Here is a 21,114-nt window from a genome sequence, read left to right as displayed (position 1 = left end):
TCATGAAACGATTATATATATCACTTTTTATACTTTCTGGATTATTTGTATCTGGATGTTCAGAGGATTTCTTAGATGTAGATCAAACAAAAAATATCCCTGCTGATCCAGCTTTGGTTGATAGCGATGCAGGTGCGACATCAATGGTTGATGCAATTTATAATATATTTTTAACTTGGGATATGTCCTCTTTTGCATGGAATGGGGTATCAAGTATTATGACTGACGATGCAGACAAGGGATCAGATCCAGGAGATACAGGAACAGATAAAGATGTTTTAGACGCTTTAACTTTTAACGCTTCTACACCATCTTTCAGCAGTATTTGGAATTATAATTATGCAGGAATCAATAGAGCTAATCAAGCTTTGGCAATGTTTCCAAAACTTAATAATGTAAGCCCAGCTTTAAGAACTAGATTAGAAGGGGAAGCAAAATTTTTAAGAGCTTTTATGTACTTTACTTTAGTTAAAGGATACGGAGGAGTTCCTATTGTTGATCATTTGCCGGTACCAGGAAATGATGCTGACAGAATTATGCAGTTAACACGTAAAACTCCAGCTGAAGTTTATGCTTTTATTGAAAAGGATTTAAATGACGCAATACAGGCCTTGCCATTAAAATCGTCATACAGTGGAACTGATGTTGCACGTGCATCTAAAGGAGCAGCTTATGCTTTGTTGGCAAAGGTTAATTTGTACCAAAAGAAATGGCAAAATGTGATTGACAATTGTGATAAAGTAACAGGTTATTCTTTAGTGTCAGATTATTCTTTGCAGTATAAAAAAGAAGGAGAATTTGGTTCAGAATCAATTTTCGAAATTAATGGAATTGGCGGAACTTCTTCTCCAGGATACGGAATTGGAAATTACACAGTATCTCAGGCACCTCGTGGAGCCGGAGGTTGGGGATGGGGTTTCAATACACCAACTCAAGGACTTGCTGATGCTTATGAAGCTGGCGATGTTAGAAAAAATGCAACAATTATTTTTAGAGGTTCGGTTTTATATGATGGAAGAGTTGTAGCGTCTACAGTTTCTAATCCAATGTATAATTATAAAGCTTATTCATCAGCTTTTTACAATCAGGAATTTACAGATACAAACCTTAGATATTTAAGATATGCTGAAGTATTATTAATGAAAGCTGAAGCTTTAAATGAATTAGGGCAAACTTCGGCTGCAATTCCTTTGATTAATCAAATTAGACAGAGAGCAGGTCTTGGAAATACTCCAGCAACAGCTCAGGCAGATGTTAGAAAAGCGATCTATAAGGAAAGAAGATTAGAATTAGCTTTTGAACATGACAGATGGTTTGATCTTGTAAGAACTGGGCAAGCCGAAGCTGCATTGAAAGCAGATGTGAGCCCTACTTTTCCTCAAGGAAAAACGTTTGTAGTTGGTAAACATGAATTATATCCAATTCCATCTACAGTTATTCAACAATCAGGAGGTTTGACGACTCAAAATCCTGGTTATTAATCAAAATCTTAAAAATCACTTCCCTCAATTTTTCTGAGGGGAGTGATTATTTTTCAATATTTAAATCTTTATAATGGTTAGAATTTCAGTTTTATTTTTGGCTTTTGCTTTTTTTGGATGCGGTAATACAGATAAATCAAAAAAAGAGGTACCGGAAAATACTTCTGTTGTTGCGGCATTAACAGATGAACAGTTATTAGATGCTGTTCAAAAACAAACTTTTAAATACTTCTGGGATTATGCTGAACCCAATTCAGGATTAGCCAGAGAGCGTTATCATCCGGATGGAAATTATCCTGAAAACGATTCAAACATTGTAACAACAGGTGGTTCTGGTTTTGGTTTAATGGCTATCGTTTCAGGAATGTCTCAAGGTTATATTACAAAAGAAAAAGGAGTGGAAAGACTGAACAAAATTGCAGATTTTTTAGGCAAAGCAGATCGTTTTCATGGAGCCTGGTCACATTGGATTGACGGAAATACAGGAAAAGTAAAACCTTTTGGAACCAAGGATAACGGTGGTGATTTGGTCGAAACCTCATTTTTGGTTGCAGGAATGATTACAGTTCGTGAATATCTTAAAGACGGTTCTGAAAAAGAAAAAGCAGTTGCACAAAAATATGATGCACTTTGGAAAGGAGTCGACTGGGAATGGTACACAAATAAAAAAAATGTTTTATATTGGCACTGGTCTCCGAATTATGCCTGGCAGATGAATTTTCCTCTTCAGGGGTATAATGAATGTCTGATTACTTATGTAATGGCAGCATCTTCACCAACTCACGCAATTGATGCCAAAGCGTATCATGAAGGATGGGCGAGAAGCGGAGAAATAGTTTCTTCAAAAACAAAATATAATCTTCCTTTAATCTTAAAACATAATGGTGCAGAGGAATTTGGTGGCCCATTATTCTGGGCGCATTATTCTTATGTTGGTTTAGATCCAAATCAATTAAGTGATAAGTATGCTAACTATTGGGATTTAAATGTAAATCAGACCAAAATCAATTATCAGTATTGTGTTGAAAATCCAAATAAAAACGCTGGTTATGGTCCTGAATATTGGGGATTAACAGCTTCTTATTCTAGAAATCCTGACGGTTCAATTGGATATAATGCACACATGCCAAGTAATGATCAAGGAGTGATTTCGCCAACTGCAGCAATCAGCTCAATAGTTTACACGCCAAAAGAGTCTATGACTTTTATTCGCAATTTATACGAAAATCATAAAAAAGAAACTTGGGGCGATGCAGGATTTTATGATGCACTTAGTTTAGGAAACAAATGGGTTGCAAAACGATATCTGGCAATTGATCAGGGACCTGAAGTGGTTATGATTGAAAATTACAGAACGGGGCTTTTATGGAAATTATTCATGAATGCACCTGAAGTAAAACAAGGTTTAACAAAACTTGGATTTAAATCTGGGAAATACGGAATCTAAGAATTCACATGAAATACAAATTAGCTTTTTTATCTCTTTTATTTTCTTTTTTCGGCTTTAGCCAAAGCGAAACAACAGGAAAAATTAATACCGTCATCATGGCGAAGTACGAACTTGGTTATGTTTTGCATAAACCAAAAAATACTAAAGAGAAAAAGCCTTTGATTGTTTTTATTTCTGGAGATGGAGAAAAAGGAACTGAGCTTGAAAAAGTAAAAGTTCATGGTCCGCTAAAATATTTAAAAACACATCAGTTGGATGCTTATGTTCTAGCGCCACAGTGCAAGGAAGATGAGAATTGGGATATAGAGTCGATTTATCAACTGATTTTGAAAATTCAGAAAGAGAATAAAATCGATTCCGAACGAATATATGTCACTGGTTTGAGCTCAGGAGGTTGGGCTTCATGGAATTTGGCTTTTGCACATCCGGATCTATTTGCAGCAAACGTACCTGTCGCTGGTTTTGTAGATTTAATTCAGTTAGAACACGTTTGTGAAATAGCCAATATTCCGACCAGAATTTTCCACGGACTATTGGACGATGTAGTCGATGTGAATTATGCCATTACAGTTTACAAAGAATTGAAAAAGTGTAATGCAAAAGATGTAAAACTGACCATTTTTGATGATGCCAATCATGACAGCTGGACAAAAGTGTATGATAATCAGGAAATCTATGACTGGATGTTCCAGCAGAAAAAAACGAATACAAACAAATAAATAAATTAGGAATGAAAAACAAATTAGTCTTACTTTTTTTAGGATGTGCGGTTTTGGGTTATGCCCAAAAAAAGCCAGCTAAAAATACAGTGAAAATTAAACCCAAGTCTGAATTTGTGGCGGAATTAATGTCAAAAATGACATTAGATGAAAAATTAGGGCAGTTAAATTTACCAACTTCAGGTGATATTACAACAGGACAAGCAAACAGTTCAGATGTTGCAAAAAATATTGCTGAAGGTAAAGTGGGCGGTTTGTTCAATATAAAATCAGTACAAAAAATTAAAGAAGTACAGAAAATTGCTGTTGAGAAAAGCCGTTTAAAAATTCCATTGCTTTTTGGTATGGACGTTATTCACGGTTACGAAACAACATTCCCAATTCCGCTTGGATTATCTTGTACTTGGGATATGGCTTTAATTGAAAGAAGTGCGCAGATTGCCGCAAAAGAAGCAAGTGCAGACGGAATTAATTGGACATTTTCTCCAATGGTTGATATTTCTCGTGATCCAAGATGGGGAAGAGTTTCTGAAGGTTCAGGAGAAGATCCATATTTAGGAAGCCAAATTGCTAAAGCCATGGTCAATGGTTACCAGCAACACGATCTTTCAAAAAACAATTCAATCCTGGCTTGTGTGAAACATTTCGCTTTATACGGAGCTCCAGAAGCCGGACGTGATTATAATACTGTTGACATGAGCCACATCAGAATGTTCAACGACTATTTTCCTCCTTACAAAGCAGCAGTTGATGCAGGGGTAGGTTCGGTTATGGCTTCTTTTAACGAAGTCGACGGAATTCCAGCAACAGGAAACAAATGGTTAATGACAGATGTTTTAAGAAAACAATGGGGTTTTAAAGGTTTTGTAGTAACAGATTATACTGGAATTCCTGAAATGATTCCTCACGGAATGGGAGATCTTCAAGATGTTTCTGCTTTAGCTTTAAATGCTGGTGTTGAAATGGATATGGTTGGAGAAGGTTTCTTGACTACTTTGAAAAAATCTTTAGACGAAGGAAAAGTAAAAATTGAAACAATCGATAATGCTGTAAAATTGATTTTAGAAGCAAAATATGATTTAGGATTATTCCAAGATCCATACAAATATTGTGATGAGAAAAGAGCAAAAACGGAAATCTTCACAATGGACAGTAGAAAAGAAGCGCGTCAAATTGCTGCACAATCTTTGGTTTTATTAAAAAATCAAAATCAATTATTACCCCTTAAAAAATCAGGAACAATTGGTTTAATTGGACCATTAGCGGATGCGAAAGAAAACATGCCAGGAACTTGGAGCGTGGCTACAAAAATGGAAAATGCGGTTTCCTTATTAAGAGGAATCAAAGAAGTAGCAGGAGCAGGAACTAAAGTTTTATACGCAAAAGGAAGCAACTTAGATTATGATGAAACGTTTGAAACAAATGCAACCATGTTCGGGAAAACATTACACCGTGATGCTCGCACAAAAGAAGAATTATTAGCAGAAGCTTTAAAAGTAGCAGAACAATCTGATGTAATTGTTGCAGCTCTTGGAGAATCTGCAGAAATGAGCGGAGAATCTAGTAGCCGTACCAACTTGGAAATTCCACAAGCGCAAAAAGATTTATTAAACGCTTTATTAAAAACAGGAAAACCAGTTGTTGTAGTTTTATTTGATGGACGTCCGTTAGTAATTACTGAAGAAGAAAAAACAGTTCCAGCTATTTTAAATGTTTGGTTCGCTGGTACAGAAGCGGGTTATGCTATCGCTGATGTTTTATTTGGTGATGTAAATCCTTCTGGAAAATTAACATCAACTTTCCCAAGAAGTGTTGGTCAATTGCCGATTTACTATGCACACAAAAATACAGGAAGACCACTTTCTAATACAGAAGGTAAATTCGAAAAATTCAGATCAAACTATATCGACGAAAGAAACGAGCCATTATTCCCATTCGGATTTGGATTAAGCTACACGACTTTCGATTATTCAAACCTGAAAATTTCTTCTGATAAAATGAATTTCAGCGGAAAATTAAAAGTAACTGTTGAGGTAACAAACACTGGGAATTTTGACGGAAAAGAAACGGTTCAATTGTACATTAGAGATTTAGTTGGTTCTGTAACAAGACCAGTTAGAGAATTGAAAGGTTTTCAAAAGATAACGCTTAAAAAAGGTGAAAAACAAACAGTAAGTTTTGATATTACTGTTGAAGATTTAAAATTTTACAACTCTGATTTACAATTCGTAGCAGAGCCTGGACAGTTTGATGTTTTCGTGGGAGGAAATTCAGCTGCCGACAAGAAAGTTAGTTTTGAGTTAACTAAATAGTTGGTTTATTGATTAGTAATTAGCCCTTCGCGTGTTTGGTTAGCGAAGGGCTTTTTTTCTGAAATAAAAAACCAGTTTTAAAACGAAATGAAATGAAGAATTTTAGAATAGTAAGTTCATTAGTATTACTAATTGTTTTTTCTTTTTGTAATGCACAGAAAAATGCCATTGTAGCACATCGCGGTGCTTGGAAAAAGAATAATCTGCCAGAAAACTCTATTGCATCATTAAGACATGCAATTGACCTAAAACTGCCAGGATCAGAGTTTGATGTTTGGAGAACAGCGGATGATTCTTTAGTAATTAATCACGATGCGCATTACAATAAACTACTAATTGAAGAAACGAATTACGCTGATTTGATAAAATTTAAGCTTTCCAACGGAGAAAAACTTCCAACACTTCACGAATATATTTCAGAAGGAAAAAGAAATAATAAAAAGACACTTTTAGTCTGTGAAATAAAACCTTCGGAAATTAGTAAAGAAAGAGGACAAAAAACGGGTGTAGCAGCTGTCGAAACCATTAAAAAATTAAAAGCCGATAAAAATACCTGCTACATCAGTTTTGATTATGATATTCTAAAAGCAATCAGAAAAGTGGATACTAAAACTTCACTGCAATATTTGGAAGGAAATAAATCTCCAAAAGAAGTGAAAGCAGATAATATTAATGGTGTAGATTATCATTACTCTGTTTTTCAAAAACATCCGGAATGGATTCAGGAGGCAAAAGACAATAAAGTGATTTTGAATGCTTGGACTGTAAATGAAGCTGCAGATATGGATTGGCTTATAGAACACAAATTCAATTACATCACAACAAACGAGCCCGAACTTTTAAGCGAAAGATTAAAAATCAAAAAATAATTCTGAGCTTACTAACATCTATCAAACAATGAAAAAAAGATATAAGCTTTTTGCAATGTCGATTTTGTTTGTGATTTTTTTCAATCACAATCTTTTGGCACAAAAATTAGGTAAAACCGAATGGTTTGATCCTAATAGACCAGCAACCACTTATTGTAATCCAATCAATATTGGCTACAATTATACGACTCACAATCATAACGGAATTCCATATTCACGTCGTTCCAGTGCAGATCCGGTTATTATAACTTACAAAGGCGAATATTATTTATTTGCAACCAATCAGGCTGGTTTTTTTTGGAGTAAAGACATGTCAGACTGGAACTTTGTTTATGGAAGTTTTCAAAGACAGCCAGGTGATGATGATCAATGTGCGCCTGCAGCTTGGGTTGTAAATGATACCTTGTTTTACGTGGGTTCAACTTGGAAAAGAGACCATCCCATCTGGAAAACAGCTGATCCAAAATCAGGAAGATGGACACGTCATGTTGATAAGGCGATGCTTCCAACTTGGGATCCAGCGATTTTTCAGGATGATGACAAAAAAGTCTATATGTATTATGGATCAAGCGGAAAATTACCTCTTGTAGGTGTTGAGGTAGATTATAATACTTGGCTTCCAAAAGGAAACCAGGCAGATTATGCGGAGTTGTACAAAGCAATTGAGGTTGAAGATATTCAAAAACCTTATGGACAGATTAAAGAAGTCGTTGGTTTAGATCCTTCTGCTCATGGTTGGGAACGTTTTGGACCAAATAATGATATGGAACCAGCACCATGGGGAAATTTTATTGAAGGAGCTTGGATGACCAAACACAACGGAAAATATTATATGCAGTATGGTGCGCCAGCAACAGAATTTAAAGGGTATGCAAACGGAGTGCATGTTGGAGATAATCCGCTTGGGCCGTTTACCTATCAAAAACACAATCCAATGTCTTATAAACCAGGCGGATTTGTGATTGGAGCAGGACACGGAAATACTTTTGCAGATAATTACGGAAATTATTGGAACACCGGAACTTGTAAAATATCAATCAAAGATCGCTTTGAGCGTCGTATTGATATGTTCCCTGCAGGATTTGACAAAGATGATGTAATGTATTCGATTACTTCTTATGGCGATTTCCCAATCGTTTTGCCAACCAGCCAGCGTGATCAAACAAAAGGCGCTTCTTCTGGCTGGATGTTGCTTTCGTATAAAAAGCCTGTGACAGTTTCTTCTTCTGAAGAATGTATGGAAGTCGAAACACACAGAATGGATAACGGTGGCAAAAAAGTATTTGAAAAATTCTGTTATGGGCCTGAGAATTTAACCGATGAAAATATTCAAACCTATTGGTCGGCAAAAACCGATAATCCGGGAGAATGGCTTCAAATGGATTTAGGAAGACCAATGGAAATAAATGCCTTGCAGATTAATTATGCAGATCATAAAGCAACGCAGTTTAATAAAGCAATGGATATTTATTATCAATACAAAATATTCATGTCTGATGATGCTCAAAACTGGACGTTGGTAGTAGATAAATCTAAAAATGATAAAGATGTACCGCACGATTATGTGGAATTGACAAAGCCATTTAAAGCACGTTACATCAAAATGGAAAACATCCACAATGCTTCTGGGTTATTTGCCATTTCAGATTTCAGAGTTTTCGGAAACGGATTGGCTTCAAAACCAAAAGCAGTAACTTCATTTAAAGTTGACAGAAACAAAGCAGATTCTAGAAATGCTATGATTTCATGGAAAAAACAAAATGATGCGATTGGATACAATATTTATTATGGAATTACTCCAGATAAATTATACAACAGCATTATGGTTTACGGAGACAATACATATGATTTTAGAGGTTTAGATAAAGGAACAAAATATTATTTCACTATCGAACCTTTTAATGAAAATGGAAGTGGTGTTAAAAATAAGATTATCGAAGTAAAATAGATTTTATTTTAGGAATAATAAAAAGCTCTGATTGCAAATTGAAGAATTTGTAATCAGAGCTTTTTTTTGAGAAAAGGTTGAAGAAAAAGCTTTCGAACTGTCTGAAATTTTGTTCCTTTGTGAATACGCCATTGGCAGAATAAACTCCAAAATTACTATAGAAACTATGAAAAAAACGATTCTTTTAACTGCTTTAGTTTTAAACGGATTGCTGTCATCTGCTCAGACAAATGACGAAAAAAACATCAAATTATTTTATAAAAAAGCTTTAACCGAAGCAAAATGCTACACTTGGTTAGAATATTTGTCTAATGATATCGGAGCTCGTTTATCTGGTTCTAAAGGCGCTGCAGAAGCGGTAGAATATACCAAAAGACAGTTAGAATCATTAGGTTTAGATAAAGTTTATCTTCAAGAAGTAATGGTGCCTCATTGGGTTCGAGGAGAAAAAGAAACAGCTTATATCTTAGATGGAAAAGTAAAAACAAATGTGCCAATCTGCGCTTTAGGAGCTTCTATTGCGACTCCAAAAACAGGTCTTACTGCTGAAGTAATCGAAGTTCAAGGTATAAAAGAACTAAACGAACTTGGAGCAGACAAAGTAAAAGGCAAAATTGTGTTTTATAACAGACCCATGAATCCTGAAAACATTGAAACTTTTACATCTTACGGAGCATGTGTTGACCAAAGATATGCTGGTGCAAAAGAAGCCGCAAAATTAGGAGCAGTAGGATCGATTGTACGTTCAATGGGACTTCGTTTAGACGATTTTCCTCATACAGGAAACCAAAGTTATGGCGATTTACCAAAGGAACAATATATTCCAACGGCAGCAATTAGTACAAATGGAGCGGAATTATTGAGTAAATCTTTAAAAGCAAATCCGTCTTTAAAATTTTATTTCAAGCAATCTTGTGAAACCTTACCAGATGTATTGTCGCATAACGTAATTGGAGAGTTAACAGGAAGTGTAAATCCTGACAATATTATGGTTGTAGGCGGTCACTTAGATTCTTGGGACTTAGCCGATGGTTCTCATGACGATGGAGCAGGAGTAGTGCAGAGTATGGAAGTAATCAGAATTCTTAAGAATTTAAATTACAAACCTAAAAATACGATTCGAGTGGTTCTATTCATGAATGAAGAAAACGGCGGAAAAGGTGGTGCTAAATATGAAGAAGTTTCAAAACAAAAGAATGAAAACCACATTTTTGCTTTAGAAAGTGATTCAGGCGGATTTTCTCCAAGAGGATTTTCTATTGAAGCTGACGATGCAAACCTGAAAAAAATCCAAGGATTTAAAGACTTTTTTGAGCCTTATTTAGTGCATAGTTTCACTATTGGACATGCAGGTTCAGATATTAGTCATTTAACTTCTAAAGCGATTGTAAAAGCAGGTTTAAAACCAGATTCACAACGTTATTTTGATTACCACCACGCAGCAAACGATAAATTTGATGCCATCAACAAAAGAGAGTTAGAATTGGGCGCTGCAACCATGACTTCTTTGGTTTATTTAATTGACCAAACTGGAATTGAATTGCCAAAAGCGAACTAAGATTTTTAAAATCGACATAGAAAATAGGCTGTCATTTTTGACAGCTTTTTTTTTATGCCAAAAACGATAAAGCATTTTTGGCATAAAAATTCCGTAGGAATGATTCATATTGTAGCAACGGATTTTAATCCGTTGTGAGATTATGTAGGCTACAAAAAGTTCCATCGGAACGATCCATATAATAATCAATTTTTCATGACAATTAAATAATACAAATAGGTTATTGGAATATTAGAAAGCAATACTAAAATCTTAATTCCAATTTCTTTTCGCTGTTGTGGTAAATGAATGAATCTATCTGTCAAATGAACAAACATGATGAGGTTTACAATTATTGCAAACAAAGCAAACGGCCAGGCAATAACCAAAACGTTTGGACTTTCATTTGAAATAATATATAAACTAAACAATACAGTAGTAATTATAAAAGAACCAACGGCTAATTCGATAGATTGTTTTTCTTTAAAAGGTTTATCCTGAATAGTTTTCATAGAAATTAAATTTTAAAAGTTTGTTGAATAGATGGAATTGGAACTAAAAGCATTTTCGAAAAGTCCAGATAATGAAACGGAAGTGCCTTTTTCCCTTTTTTGTATTGTTCAATGAAATATTTGATTCGTTTTGGATAAAAGAGAGTTCCCGTTAAAATAACCATATACAAATACAAACTTCTTTTTCCGTTTCCGAAAAGATAATACTGCATTCCGATTTCTTCATAAACCGAAACTCCCGTATTGGTCAGTACATGAATAATATCATGATCTTCCAGTTTTTCCTGAATATCAAAATGATTGGTATAAAGAAAATTTCCCAAACCCAACCCTAAGCTTTCTTGAGGATAATCCAACAATTTAGTTTTATCAATTTTCCAAGGTTCATTTTTCTTGAAATATTTTTGATACGGTTTTTTAGAAGATTCATAAAGTTTTTCAATCAAGTAATCTCTCATAAGTTATAGTTTTAAAAGTTCTTTGAAATTCAAAGTTAATTGATAAATAAAAAAGCTAGGCATAATAACTCAACTAGCTTTTTACTATTTAGTAAGTGTCTATAACAGTTTTCAGTAAACTAGAATCAGAAAGGTCAGAAGGAGCAACGACTTTCTCTTCCAGCGGAATAGCAGCGCCATAACGTTCTTTTAATATTTTTTGAACCCTTGGATCCGTTAGATTAAATTCTTTCAATTCACGAAGTTTTGACAATTCAATTCCTGCAGCATTTTTATAAATCTTCCAAATCAGTTCAGAACAGTAAATCCTATTGTCTGTCCATTCAAAATAGGCATCATATTCTTTACCATCAAACTGTTGGCTGTAGTCTTTCATTTTCTGCAAAACTTCCGGTTTTAAAACAGCATCGTTTTTTAATCTTTTCACCACATATTTACTATCTCTTCCATGTTTGATCCAATCTTCAAGCGGTGTTAGTTTGACCGGCTGAACCGCTTCAAAAACAAACCATTTTCCGTCAATATCATAAATAATCCCGCAATGCGAAAACTTAGAATTCGTTGCAATACGAACCGCTTCACATTGTTTCGATTCAGAAGTCTGAAAAATAATATCGCCATCTTTGTATTTACTAGCAACTTTCTTTTCCTGTTTATTTCCGGTAAACGGATTATTTGGAAAAACTTTTAGACTAATAAACAAAGCACATCCAAAACTGATGATGAATGTGATCAACGGAAATAAAAACTTTTTACTTTTCATAAAATACAATTTAAAGTACTTTGAATTGCAAAGTAAATAATAAAAAAAATAGCTGCCAAATAAAATGACAGCTATTTTCTAAATATTTGAGAAGTTTTTTAGATTCTGAAAATTCCTCCAACAGCAATAATTCGTTGAAAATAAGTAAAGTGCTGCGAAGCTTTATCTTCAGGACTTGTTGTCGTTTTAATATCCTGCATATTGATATAACCTCCTTTTAACTCTCCCTGAATATAGAAGTGTTTGAAAAAAGTAATGTTAAGACCCGCTTTTGCAGAAACACCGTAACCAGAAACATGAAAATCATCGTGACGTTCTTTTCCTAAAAGAGTAGTATTGGTTTTTGGATATAAAACTCCAACTCCCAATCCTTCAGTTAAATTAATCTGAACTTTGTCAATGTTTGGTAAACCAAACCATTTAGAAACATCATCAAATCTTGCAACTTCTGTGTTAATGTAGTTTAAGCCATCTGTATGCTCATACATTAAAAAAGCTGGTCCGTTTGCATTTATTTCACCATTGCCATAACCACCTTCTTGTGCTCCTCCTTGAGACATATCAACAGGAGTATGGTTGTAATTACCATTGTAAATTGATGCAGGATCATCTGCAGGCAAATTGATGTTTCCGGTAACATTTGCAATTTGATTTTGTGCCATTACGTATTTCATGTGGTCTACACCAATTGTAACACTGTAATGATCGCTAAAAAAGTAACCCAATCTTAAATTGGTTTGCGGAATCGTCATATTAGCCGGATTGATATAATCAACATGCCATCCTTTTGGTTTGTCATGCGCTTTCATATCTTCAACCGTAAAATTGTAATCTTTACCTCTAAAGTTTACATCAGATTTTGAATAACTTTCTCTATTACCACCCCACATTACAAAGAATTTTCCTTTATTGTGTGCGGCGTATTTTTGTACTGGTATTTCTTCCTGAGCAAAAGTGTTTAGAGAAACACAGGTCAGTAAGAAAAATAAAATTTTTGTTTTCAAAGAACTTAGTATTATAAATTAAAATGCGTTAATTGTTTTTCTAATAGCAACCAACTTGTTCATTAAACCTTCAAAATAGTCTAAGTGTAACATGTTAGCCCCATCACTTTTTGCATTTGCAGGATCGAAATGCGTTTCAATAAAGATTCCATCAACGCCAACAGCAATACCAGCTTTAGCAACGGTTTCAATCATATCAGGTCTTCCACCAGTAACTCCTGCAGTTTGGTTTGGCTGTTGCAATGAATGCGTAACATCCAAAACAGTAGAAGCATATTGTTGCATAGTAGGAATACCTCTAAAATCAACAATCATGTCTTGGTAGCCAAACATGGTACCGCGATCTGTAACCATAACATTTTCGTTATTACAGTCCAACACTTTTTGCACGGCATGTTTCATGCTTTCTGGACTCATAAATTGTCCTTTTTTCAAGTTTACCGTTTTTCCAGTATTTGCAGCTGCAACAACAAGATCTGTCTGACGTACTAAGAAAGCAGGAATCTGCAAAACGTCTACATATTGCGCAGCCATGTCAGCATCTTCGTTTGTATGAATATCAGTAACAGTCGGAACGTGAAAAGTTTCAGATACTTTTCTTAAGATTTTTAAAGCTTTTTCGTCACCAATTCCAGAGAAACTGTCAATTCTAGAACGGTTAGCTTTTTTAAAAGATCCTTTAAACACATAAGGAATCTGAAGATTGTCGGTAATACCAACTAATTTTTCAGCAATTCTCAGTGCCATTTCTTCTCCTTCAATGGCGCAAGGCCCCGCTAATAAAAAGAAATTTCCGCTGTCAGTATGTTTAATTTGTGGAATATGTTGTATGTTCATAAAATTTATTTTTTTGCACTGCAAAGGTAGTCATGATTTATGAATACCAGATTAAGATTTAAGATTATTTTATGAAGCCATTCCTGCTATTCGCTTCAATATTTTTCTCTAAAACTTTTTTTTCCAATGTCTGTTCAGGAGCTTCCTTCGGTCGCTCTGCCCAGCCAGGAAAAAATAAGTTTTAGAGAAAAATGATTTCCGCTGCTATCAGGGCTAGGACTTTAGTGGAATTACAATAATTCATCTAAAATCATATTGGATAATTCGGTGGCAATATTAGGATATCAAAAGAAAGTACTAAATGATATTTATCATGTTTTGTTACAACCTTCTGTTTTTATTTTAAACCTACAAATGGATTTGCCATTTTTAATCTTAGAAAGTTTCCAGCAACAAATTGCAGTCGCAAGAAGGGCAAGAAATTTAATCGAATTAGAAAGAATCTTTACGGGAATAATAGTAGTATTCCAACCGGGAACTATTGAAGATAAAGAATCCGAATTAATAAGGAAAATAGCTATATGATAGGGAAAATATAGATACATAAAAGCAATAGTATTCTAAAATAAAACTTTGTCCCTATCATAAATTAATTATTTAAGATAGATTTTACCGATTCTTCGTTTTTTAGTTTCATAAGTTTTTCAAAGGTCAAATCACTTAAATTAAGCTTTGTTTCACTTCTAAGGACTTCATATCTATTCTCATTAACAAAGTCATATAAATCTAAAGTATCTTTTTGTTTTGTAATGACATTTGCCCTCTTCCAGTTTTTTGAAATTATGCCAAAAGTTTGATTTTGTTTATTTAAAATCAAATCACCATTTTCAGATTCAAAATAGATTTCTTGCAAATCACCGTAATGATCTTCAATTTCCATTAAATAAAGTCCCCACATAATGAACCCTGCACAGAAAAGTAATAGAAGTAATATGAGCGGTATTTTTCTTAACATGTTTATTGTTTTAACCTCAATCCCATAGGAACCATTAAAATCCCTTTTTCATAAATATTTAAATACAGCTTAACAGGCTTTTTTTGTCCTTCCCATTTCAACTCGTAAACATTCAAAAAACCAGCGCCCATATTGCTCCTTTTGGTTGGAAACGGACAGCAGGTTTCAAGCTTGGTATAAGTGATTTTTTCGCCGCTAGGCCCAGCAAGAGCATTTAGAAAACGAGTTTCGTTTAGCGTTTCGCTATTAGTATTCTGAAAAAAAATATTTACAGGATAATCAGGGTCGTAGCCATATTTTTTATCCTTTGCAAATTGAGTAATGACAAAGGTATTGTCCTTTTTTAAAACCAAATCAGGCGCATTGTCATCTACATTTTTTAAAGTTGATTTGGTGCTTACGCAAGATGTCGCAGTAATTAATAAAATAATAAAAAGAGTTATTTTTTTCATGAGGTAATACTATAAACTAAGATTCTTTTACTTTTTTTGGGTTTAGTTTCAAAACACCAAGAACAATCAGATATTGTGCCAGAAGATAGGTAATCATTATAAAAAATGAATTTTTTGGAATAGGTGCATAAAATTTATTTACAGCCAAAATACTATCAGAAACCACAAAGAAAAAAGCTCCTAAAAACACTAATATATTTCCAGGTCTTTCCCAAACCAAAAGTCCGTTAAAAGCAAACAAAAGCATGATCGAAATTACTGTAGCATAAACAGATACTGGAATTTCAAGATCGCCCAAATGTGGTATTAATACTGAAACCATTCCGATCAAATATACTGCAATTAAAATACTTCCAATGACAAAAAAGGTTTTATTCTGTTTTTTTCTAACTCTGTTCTGCTTATTAAATAATATGCAATAGAGAATATGTGCTGTTAAAAAAGAGACTAAACCTAGTATGAAATAAATTTCTCCAAGGTCAGTAAAAAGCAAAATTACATCTCCAATCCAAGAAAATAGAAGCGCAATTAATAAAGTATTTTGAGTTGGAAATTTTCTGTAGAAATAAACTGTAAACCCAAGAATTGGTATTAAAATGGGTTTTAAAAATAAATCGAAACGGTCATGACCTAGCAACAGGAGGGCGAGATAAACGATGCTGAAAGCTATGAAAAGTTTAAAAAATGAAGAGTTTCTCATAATAGGGGATTATGAATTATATAATGGTTTAGGTTGGTTTTTAAATTCATAACGAACAAAATATACTGTCGTTATACTTGATAGTATTAAATATGTAAAAATAATATAATTACCAATTGGAATTACATTATTTAAACCAAACCAGTCTCCAGAATAGCTTATAATGCAGATTACGATCCCTAATCGTGAAATTTCCCACAAAACAGCAAACCTGCTTTTATCCATTAATTCGGTGTAACTATATATAGTTACAAAAATAAAAAAGCCATAAATAAAGATATTTGGAAGTCCAATTTTTGCAATATTGTCAAATAGAAAACTCACAAACAATAAGGTTATTAAAACTTGGACAACAGACCAATATATTAATCTTTTGGAATTCTGTGTTCCATATTTTTCAAATTCAAAAACGTTTTCAATTTTATTTACAGGATATTTTTCTTCAAAGTTTTCAGGACGCCATCCTGTTGGCTTAAACCAAATAGTGAATTTGTCTTTCCATTTTGGGGCACGCCAAGCATCTTTTATAAGCAAAGTTAAATGCTGGAAATTAATCTTAATCGGATTCCAAGTGTTAGCAGGCCTTGTGATTCCGAAAACTGGCGGGACATCATCTAATTCTTCCTGAAAAGTGCCGAAAAGTTTATCCCAGAAAATAAAAATCTGAGAATGGTTTTTATCCAAATATTCTGGATTTATGGCATGATGCACTCTGTGATGAGATGGAGTAACTAAAATATGCTCCACAAATCCCATTTTTTTAATATGTTTGGTATGATACCAAAATTGTAAAAACAAATGAATAGGAAGTGTAATGGCAATTACAGAAGCTGGAACGCCTAACAAAGCGGCAGGAATTAACAAAAAGGTAAATAGATTAACCAAACTCGCAATGGGCTGACGAAGAGCGCAAGCCAAATTAAATTCTTCACTGCTGTGATGAATCGCATGTTTGTTCCAAAGAAAATTGATTTGATGTGCTAAACGATGACTCCAGTAACCATAGAAATCAATGACAAAAAAGGCAATGAAGTAGGACAGGACGTTTGCTTCTAAATGCTGTAAGGCAATTTTGGAAACAAGCCATTCGTAGGAAAGAAAAGTAATACTGAGACCCAAAACATCTTTTACGGAGTTCGTAATTCCAGAGCTAATGCTGGATACACTATCAATTAGAGGTGCCGTATCATTTTTAGTATAGATGCCGTATATTTTTTCGATGATAATTAAGGTCAAAAATATAGGCATTGCAATAATCAATATCTTTCCATATTCCTCCATAAAAAAAGCATTCTATTTCATCCAAATATAGAATAAAATAGAATGCCTTTTGAATTATTTTCAACTAAACAATTTCAGCGCTCAGTCCTGCTTCTAAAAGTTGCGTACATTGTGGTTTTAATTTCTCAATCGGGCCTGTTTTTACAGTGCATTTCCCGTTGTAATGTACAATTAAAGAACACTGTTCAGCTTGTTCGGCTGTGTGGCTGCAAACACGCATAAGAGTGTCAATTACGTGATCAAAAGTGTTTACGTCATCATTGTAAACGATAATTTCGTTATTGAAACCCGTTGCTTCTTTCTCGCGAATTCTTTCTCTAACTTTTTCTTTAGTACTCATTTTGTTTAAGTTTTTGTACTGATTTGATTATCAATATCTAATTTACGTATTTTAATGATACCCAGTTGTTTCTCTGAAGCTTTTTAACATAAGTTAAACCTTTCTCAACGCTTGAAGCATCGATAAACGGAATGTCTTCTTCATAGAAACCGCTAAAAAGAATAATCCCTTTTGGATTCAAAGCATCAACATAAGCCTGCATATCATTCAATAAAATATTTCTGTTGATATTGGCAATAATCAAATCATATTTTTTACCTGCCAATAAAGCAGCATCGCCCTCATAAACGCTGATGTGTTTGCAATTATTGCGTTCTGCATTTTCGATAGAGTTTAAATAACACCAGTTATCAATATCGATAGCGTCGATTGGTTCAGCGCCTTTCATTTCTGCTAAAATAGCTAAAATGGCAGTGCCACATCCCATATCAAGAGTTTTAAGGCCTTTTACATCCATTTCGAGTAAATGCTGAATCATCATGTGGGTGGTTTCATGATGACCCGTTCCAAAACTCATTTTAGGTTCAATTACGATATCAAATTCGGCATCCGTTTTTTCATGAAAAGGTGCTCGAACATGGCATTTTCCGTCAACATCAATGGGTTCAAAATTCTTTTCCCATTCCTCGTTCCAGTTTACCTGATCGATTTCTTCAATGGTATATTCAATCTTAAACTCTTCTGATTGTAAAATGTAAATATCATCCAGAATATTCTCCTCCCATAAATCCTTCTTCACAAAAGCCGAAATTCCGTTTTCCGTTTCTGTAAAACTTTCAAACGCTTTTTCGCCTAATTCTGCCACTAAAATTTCAGAACCCAATTCTTTCGGCTCAATAGTAAAATGATATCCTAAATAGATGTTTGACATAAATAAAAATTTTTGCAAAGGTAAGAATACAAAGTAAAAGTTGCTTGAAAATCTACAAGAACATTGATAATTTAAAGCATAAAAAAAGCGATGTTTAATACATCACTTTATATTGTTTAGCCACAGATTAAAAAGATTAATAGGATTTTTTTTAATCTGTGGCTAAAAAAAGATTTAGATAGCCGTTACAATTGCCAAGAAATCATCAGCTTTTAAAGCTGCACCTCCAATTAAACCACCGTCTACGTCTGGTTTAGAGAAGATTTCTTTTGCGTTTTCTGGTTTTACAGAACCACCGTATAAGATTGAAACTTCGTCAGCGATTTCAGCTCCAAAAGCTTTACGGATAGTTTCTCTAATAAATTCGTGCATTTCTTGTGCTTGTTCTGGTGAAGCTGTTTCTCCAGTTCCGATAGCCCAAACTGGCTCATAAGCTAAGACCACTTTTGACCATGATTCTTTTGCAATGTGGAATAATCCGTCACGTAATTGGTTCTCTACAATGTTAAAGTGATTTCCTGATTGACGGTCTTTTAATTCTTCTCCGAAACAGAAAATAACAGTCATATCATGTTTTAAAGCTGTATCTACTTTGTTTGCGATTAAAGCATCTGTTTCATGGAAAATAGCTCTACGCTCAGAGTGACCTAAAATTACAGTGTTAACACCAATGCTAGTTAACATATCAGCAGAAATTTCTCCTGTAAACGCACCGCCTTCAGCTTGGTGAACGTTTTGAGCAGAAACGCCGATAGTGGTATTTTTTAATTTTGCAACAGCAGCTTGTAAGTTTACAAAAGTTGGAGCTACAATTACTTGTGCATTTGTTTTAGCTGGAATTTTAGCTACTAATTCGTTTAATAATTCTTCAGTCTGCGCCGCATTTTTATGCATTTTCCAGTTTCCTGCAACAATCGATTTTCTCATTTTTGGTAGTTTTATTATTTTTTAATTTTTTGTTTTTGAAGGGTCAAAATTGAAATTGAATTTTGACATTGTTATTGTAATTGAAAATTATTTCAATGATTTTAAAGTTTCATCGATTTTAGCAAAATCAGTTTCGATAGCGCGATAAAGTACAATTTTCCCTGTTTTATCTACAACAATGTATCTTGGAATCCAGTCTAAATCGATGGCTTTTCCGAAAAGACCTTTCATTCCGTCATTCATCATATAATGATCGCCTTTGTTTAATTCGTGTTTTTCGATTCCAGCTTTCCATTTGTCAGCCGTTTTGTCAGCAGAAATGAATAAGTAAGATACATCAGGATTATTAGCTTGTAATTCTTTTAATTTTGGCATTGCTTTTACACAATCACCACACCAAGAAGCCCAAACTTCAATTACTAAAGTTTTGCCTTTGTATTTTTTTAAGATGTTTTTAAATGTAGTTTGACTATCGTCTGTCCCTAATAATTTTTCAGCTAAAGCCTCTTTTGAAAAAGCTGTTTTTTGAGCTTGAGAGCAAGAAAAGGTAATAAATGCAATTACTACTAAAGCAATTTGTTTCATATGTAAAATAAATTATTTTTAAAATTAAGTACTGAATTCACAAAGTTAAACAAACAATTTGAAAGCCAAATGGAGATTAACAAAATTTGAAGACTCGTTTGTTTTGTAACAATAAGTTATATTTCAGTTAGAAATACGAGAATGAAATCGTAATAGTAGAGGAGAAATTGGGATGATTTTCTAATCTTTACTTTTCGAATCAGAAAAAAAGACTGATTTTTTGATTTAAGGAATAAAATTGAGAGCAAAAAAACGTCAGATTTCAATAAAAAAGTCTCCAAATAAACTGAATCATTTGAAGACTTAATTATTTTATTTTTTTGAAATTTTATCTCAGTTCATAGTTTCCATTTGCCCATTTTTTACTCGGAACAATCCATTCGTCTGAAGCTTTGTATAAAAAACCATGTTTAAGATTGGTATTCAATTCAATTTCCTTAAAATGATTGACTTTAAGTTTTGAAGTCTCTTTTCGTCTAACTGCTGAAACGCCATAAATATCTGATTTTTCGTAAATCGTTAAAATATTACCACAGAAATTAATATCTGGAATTTCTTTTATGTCAATATCTCTGAAACATCCAATAAAAACAAAATTCATGTCTGGATTGGCTACAAAAGTCGAAACGTATTGTGCAATATAACCGCCTTTTGAAGTTCCGATTACGGTAATTTTATTTGGAGAAATTCCTTGTTTTAGAAGTTTTTTGATTTGTTTTGTTATTTTTTCGGCATAATCATAGGCATTTGTATTTTTCTTTCTGATTTCGCTGTAGACAATGAAACCGTCTTTTCGAAAAGAAGCTAAGATTTCATTGTATTCAGCTTTTCCATATTCTGGATGTGCAACATCCAAAGGATTTTCTTCTATAAACTTATTGTGAAGGAAAAAGATATAACGTTGGTCTTTTTTTAATGTTTCGGATTGGCCAGAACTTGTTTGAATTAAGAAAACAATTAGTAAAAAGGTCAGGAATGACTTTGAGATTTATTTCATTAATTAGTTTGTATTTTTTATTGGTTGAAACAAATATATAAAAGATAAGATGTGACTTAATATCTTTCTTACGATTAATAATTTGATAAAAAAAGCGCCAATCCTATTTAGTTGAA

The 21,114-nt window shown here is 33.6% G+C and carries 22 protein-coding genes; 8 read left to right on the top strand and 14 right to left on the bottom strand.

Annotated elements, in window-relative coordinates; all coding sequences use genetic code 11:
- The first annotated feature begins 2 nt into the window (after positions 1-2).
- From BM289_RS20770 to BM289_RS20740, 7 genes are all read left to right on the top strand, one after another.
- Positions 3-1,481: a RagB/SusD family nutrient uptake outer membrane protein gene (locus BM289_RS20770; protein ID WP_091497112.1), complete on the top strand. Its 1,479-nt coding sequence runs from the start codon at positions 3-5 to the stop codon at positions 1,479-1,481.
- A 73-nt stretch (positions 1,482-1,554) separates the two neighbouring features.
- The gene (locus BM289_RS20765) at positions 1,555-2,928 is read left to right on the top strand and encodes a glucoamylase family protein (RefSeq protein ID WP_091497107.1); all 1,374 of its coding nucleotides are present in this window, start codon (positions 1,555-1,557) and stop codon (positions 2,926-2,928) included.
- A 98-nt stretch (positions 2,929-3,026) separates the two neighbouring features.
- Entirely contained in the window at positions 3,027-3,650 is a 624-nt protein-coding gene (locus tag BM289_RS20760; RefSeq protein WP_244165428.1) for a carboxylesterase family protein, read from the top strand.
- Positions 3,651-3,661: 11 nt separating this feature from the next.
- Positions 3,662-5,962 (top strand): beta-glucosidase BglX, encoded by a 2,301-nt coding sequence (bglX, locus tag BM289_RS20755; protein WP_091497101.1) that lies wholly within the window; start codon positions 3,662-3,664, stop codon positions 5,960-5,962.
- 92 nt (positions 5,963-6,054) lie between these two features.
- Entirely contained in the window at positions 6,055-6,831 is a 777-nt protein-coding gene (locus BM289_RS20750; protein ID WP_244165427.1) for a glycerophosphodiester phosphodiesterase family protein, read from the top strand.
- Between the two features lie 28 nt (positions 6,832-6,859).
- Positions 6,860-8,779 carry a discoidin domain-containing protein gene (locus tag BM289_RS20745; protein WP_091497098.1) on the top strand — a complete coding sequence of 640 codons (1,920 nt, stop codon included), beginning with the start codon at positions 6,860-6,862 and terminating at the stop codon, positions 8,777-8,779.
- Between the two features lie 166 nt (positions 8,780-8,945).
- A complete protein-coding gene (locus tag BM289_RS20740) occupies positions 8,946-10,337 on the top strand; it encodes a M20/M25/M40 family metallo-hydrolase (RefSeq protein WP_091497096.1) in 1,392 nt (463 codons plus the stop codon).
- Positions 10,338-10,522: 185 nt separating this feature from the next.
- Here BM289_RS20740 and BM289_RS20735 read toward each other — a convergent pair whose 3' ends face one another.
- From BM289_RS20735 to kdsA, 5 genes are all read right to left on the bottom strand, one after another.
- On the bottom strand, positions 10,523-10,828 hold the full coding sequence (locus tag BM289_RS20735; protein WP_091497093.1) for a hypothetical protein: 306 nt from the start codon (positions 10,826-10,828) through the stop codon (positions 10,523-10,525).
- Positions 10,829-10,833: 5 nt separating this feature from the next.
- Positions 10,834-11,286, bottom strand: coding sequence for a hypothetical protein (locus tag BM289_RS20730; RefSeq protein ID WP_091497089.1), 453 nt, complete (start codon positions 11,284-11,286; stop codon positions 10,834-10,836).
- An 88-nt stretch (positions 11,287-11,374) separates the two neighbouring features.
- The gene (locus BM289_RS20725; protein ID WP_091497086.1) at positions 11,375-12,049 is read right to left on the bottom strand and encodes a YiiX family permuted papain-like enzyme; all 675 of its coding nucleotides are present in this window, start codon (positions 12,047-12,049) and stop codon (positions 11,375-11,377) included.
- A gap of 98 nt (positions 12,050-12,147) precedes the next feature.
- Positions 12,148-13,053: a hypothetical protein gene (locus BM289_RS20720; protein ID WP_091497084.1), complete on the bottom strand. Its 906-nt coding sequence runs from the start codon at positions 13,051-13,053 to the stop codon at positions 12,148-12,150.
- An 18-nt stretch (positions 13,054-13,071) separates the two neighbouring features.
- On the bottom strand, positions 13,072-13,890 hold the full coding sequence (gene kdsA / locus BM289_RS20715) for a 3-deoxy-8-phosphooctulonate synthase (RefSeq protein WP_091497082.1): 819 nt from the start codon (positions 13,888-13,890) through the stop codon (positions 13,072-13,074).
- Between the two features lie 267 nt (positions 13,891-14,157).
- Between kdsA and BM289_RS20710 the strand changes: the two genes are divergently transcribed.
- On the top strand, positions 14,158-14,415 hold the full coding sequence (locus BM289_RS20710; RefSeq protein WP_143102111.1) for a hypothetical protein: 258 nt from the start codon (positions 14,158-14,160) through the stop codon (positions 14,413-14,415).
- A 64-nt stretch (positions 14,416-14,479) separates the two neighbouring features.
- On the opposite strand, the gene BM289_RS20705 is transcribed toward BM289_RS20710, so the two are convergent.
- The 9 genes from BM289_RS20705 to BM289_RS20665 form a co-directional block, all read right to left on the bottom strand.
- Positions 14,480-14,845, bottom strand: coding sequence for a hypothetical protein (locus BM289_RS20705; protein ID WP_143102110.1), 366 nt, complete (start codon positions 14,843-14,845; stop codon positions 14,480-14,482).
- Positions 14,846-14,847: 2 nt separating this feature from the next.
- Positions 14,848-15,297, bottom strand: coding sequence for a 2-dehydro-3-deoxyphosphooctonate aldolase (locus tag BM289_RS20700; RefSeq protein WP_091497076.1), 450 nt, complete (start codon positions 15,295-15,297; stop codon positions 14,848-14,850).
- Positions 15,298-15,313: 16 nt separating this feature from the next.
- Entirely contained in the window at positions 15,314-15,997 is a 684-nt protein-coding gene (locus BM289_RS20695; RefSeq protein ID WP_091497074.1) for a lysoplasmalogenase, read from the bottom strand.
- A gap of 9 nt (positions 15,998-16,006) precedes the next feature.
- Entirely contained in the window at positions 16,007-17,278 is a 1,272-nt protein-coding gene (locus BM289_RS20690) for a sterol desaturase family protein (protein WP_091497072.1), read from the bottom strand.
- Between the two features lie 64 nt (positions 17,279-17,342).
- Entirely contained in the window at positions 17,343-17,618 is a 276-nt protein-coding gene (locus tag BM289_RS20685) for an ATP-dependent Clp protease adaptor ClpS (protein ID WP_091497070.1), read from the bottom strand.
- 37 nt (positions 17,619-17,655) lie between these two features.
- The gene (gene prmA, locus BM289_RS20680) at positions 17,656-18,489 is read right to left on the bottom strand and encodes a 50S ribosomal protein L11 methyltransferase (protein WP_091497068.1); all 834 of its coding nucleotides are present in this window, start codon (positions 18,487-18,489) and stop codon (positions 17,656-17,658) included.
- 174 nt (positions 18,490-18,663) lie between these two features.
- Entirely contained in the window at positions 18,664-19,416 is a 753-nt protein-coding gene (gene tpiA, locus BM289_RS20675; protein WP_091497066.1) for a triose-phosphate isomerase, read from the bottom strand.
- Positions 19,417-19,503: 87 nt separating this feature from the next.
- Positions 19,504-20,001 carry a TlpA family protein disulfide reductase gene (locus BM289_RS20670; protein ID WP_091497065.1) on the bottom strand — a complete coding sequence of 166 codons (498 nt, stop codon included), beginning with the start codon at positions 19,999-20,001 and terminating at the stop codon, positions 19,504-19,506.
- A gap of 328 nt (positions 20,002-20,329) precedes the next feature.
- Positions 20,330-20,857, bottom strand: a complete 528-nt coding sequence (locus BM289_RS20665; protein WP_317043582.1) for an alpha/beta hydrolase — start codon at positions 20,855-20,857, stop codon at positions 20,330-20,332.
- Positions 20,858-21,114 lie beyond the last annotated feature (257 nt).

The organism is Flavobacterium phragmitis (assembly GCF_900112575.1).
Lineage (GTDB): Bacteria > Bacteroidota > Bacteroidia > Flavobacteriales > Flavobacteriaceae > Flavobacterium > Flavobacterium phragmitis.
This window is presented reverse-complemented; position numbering and strand designations above follow the sequence as displayed.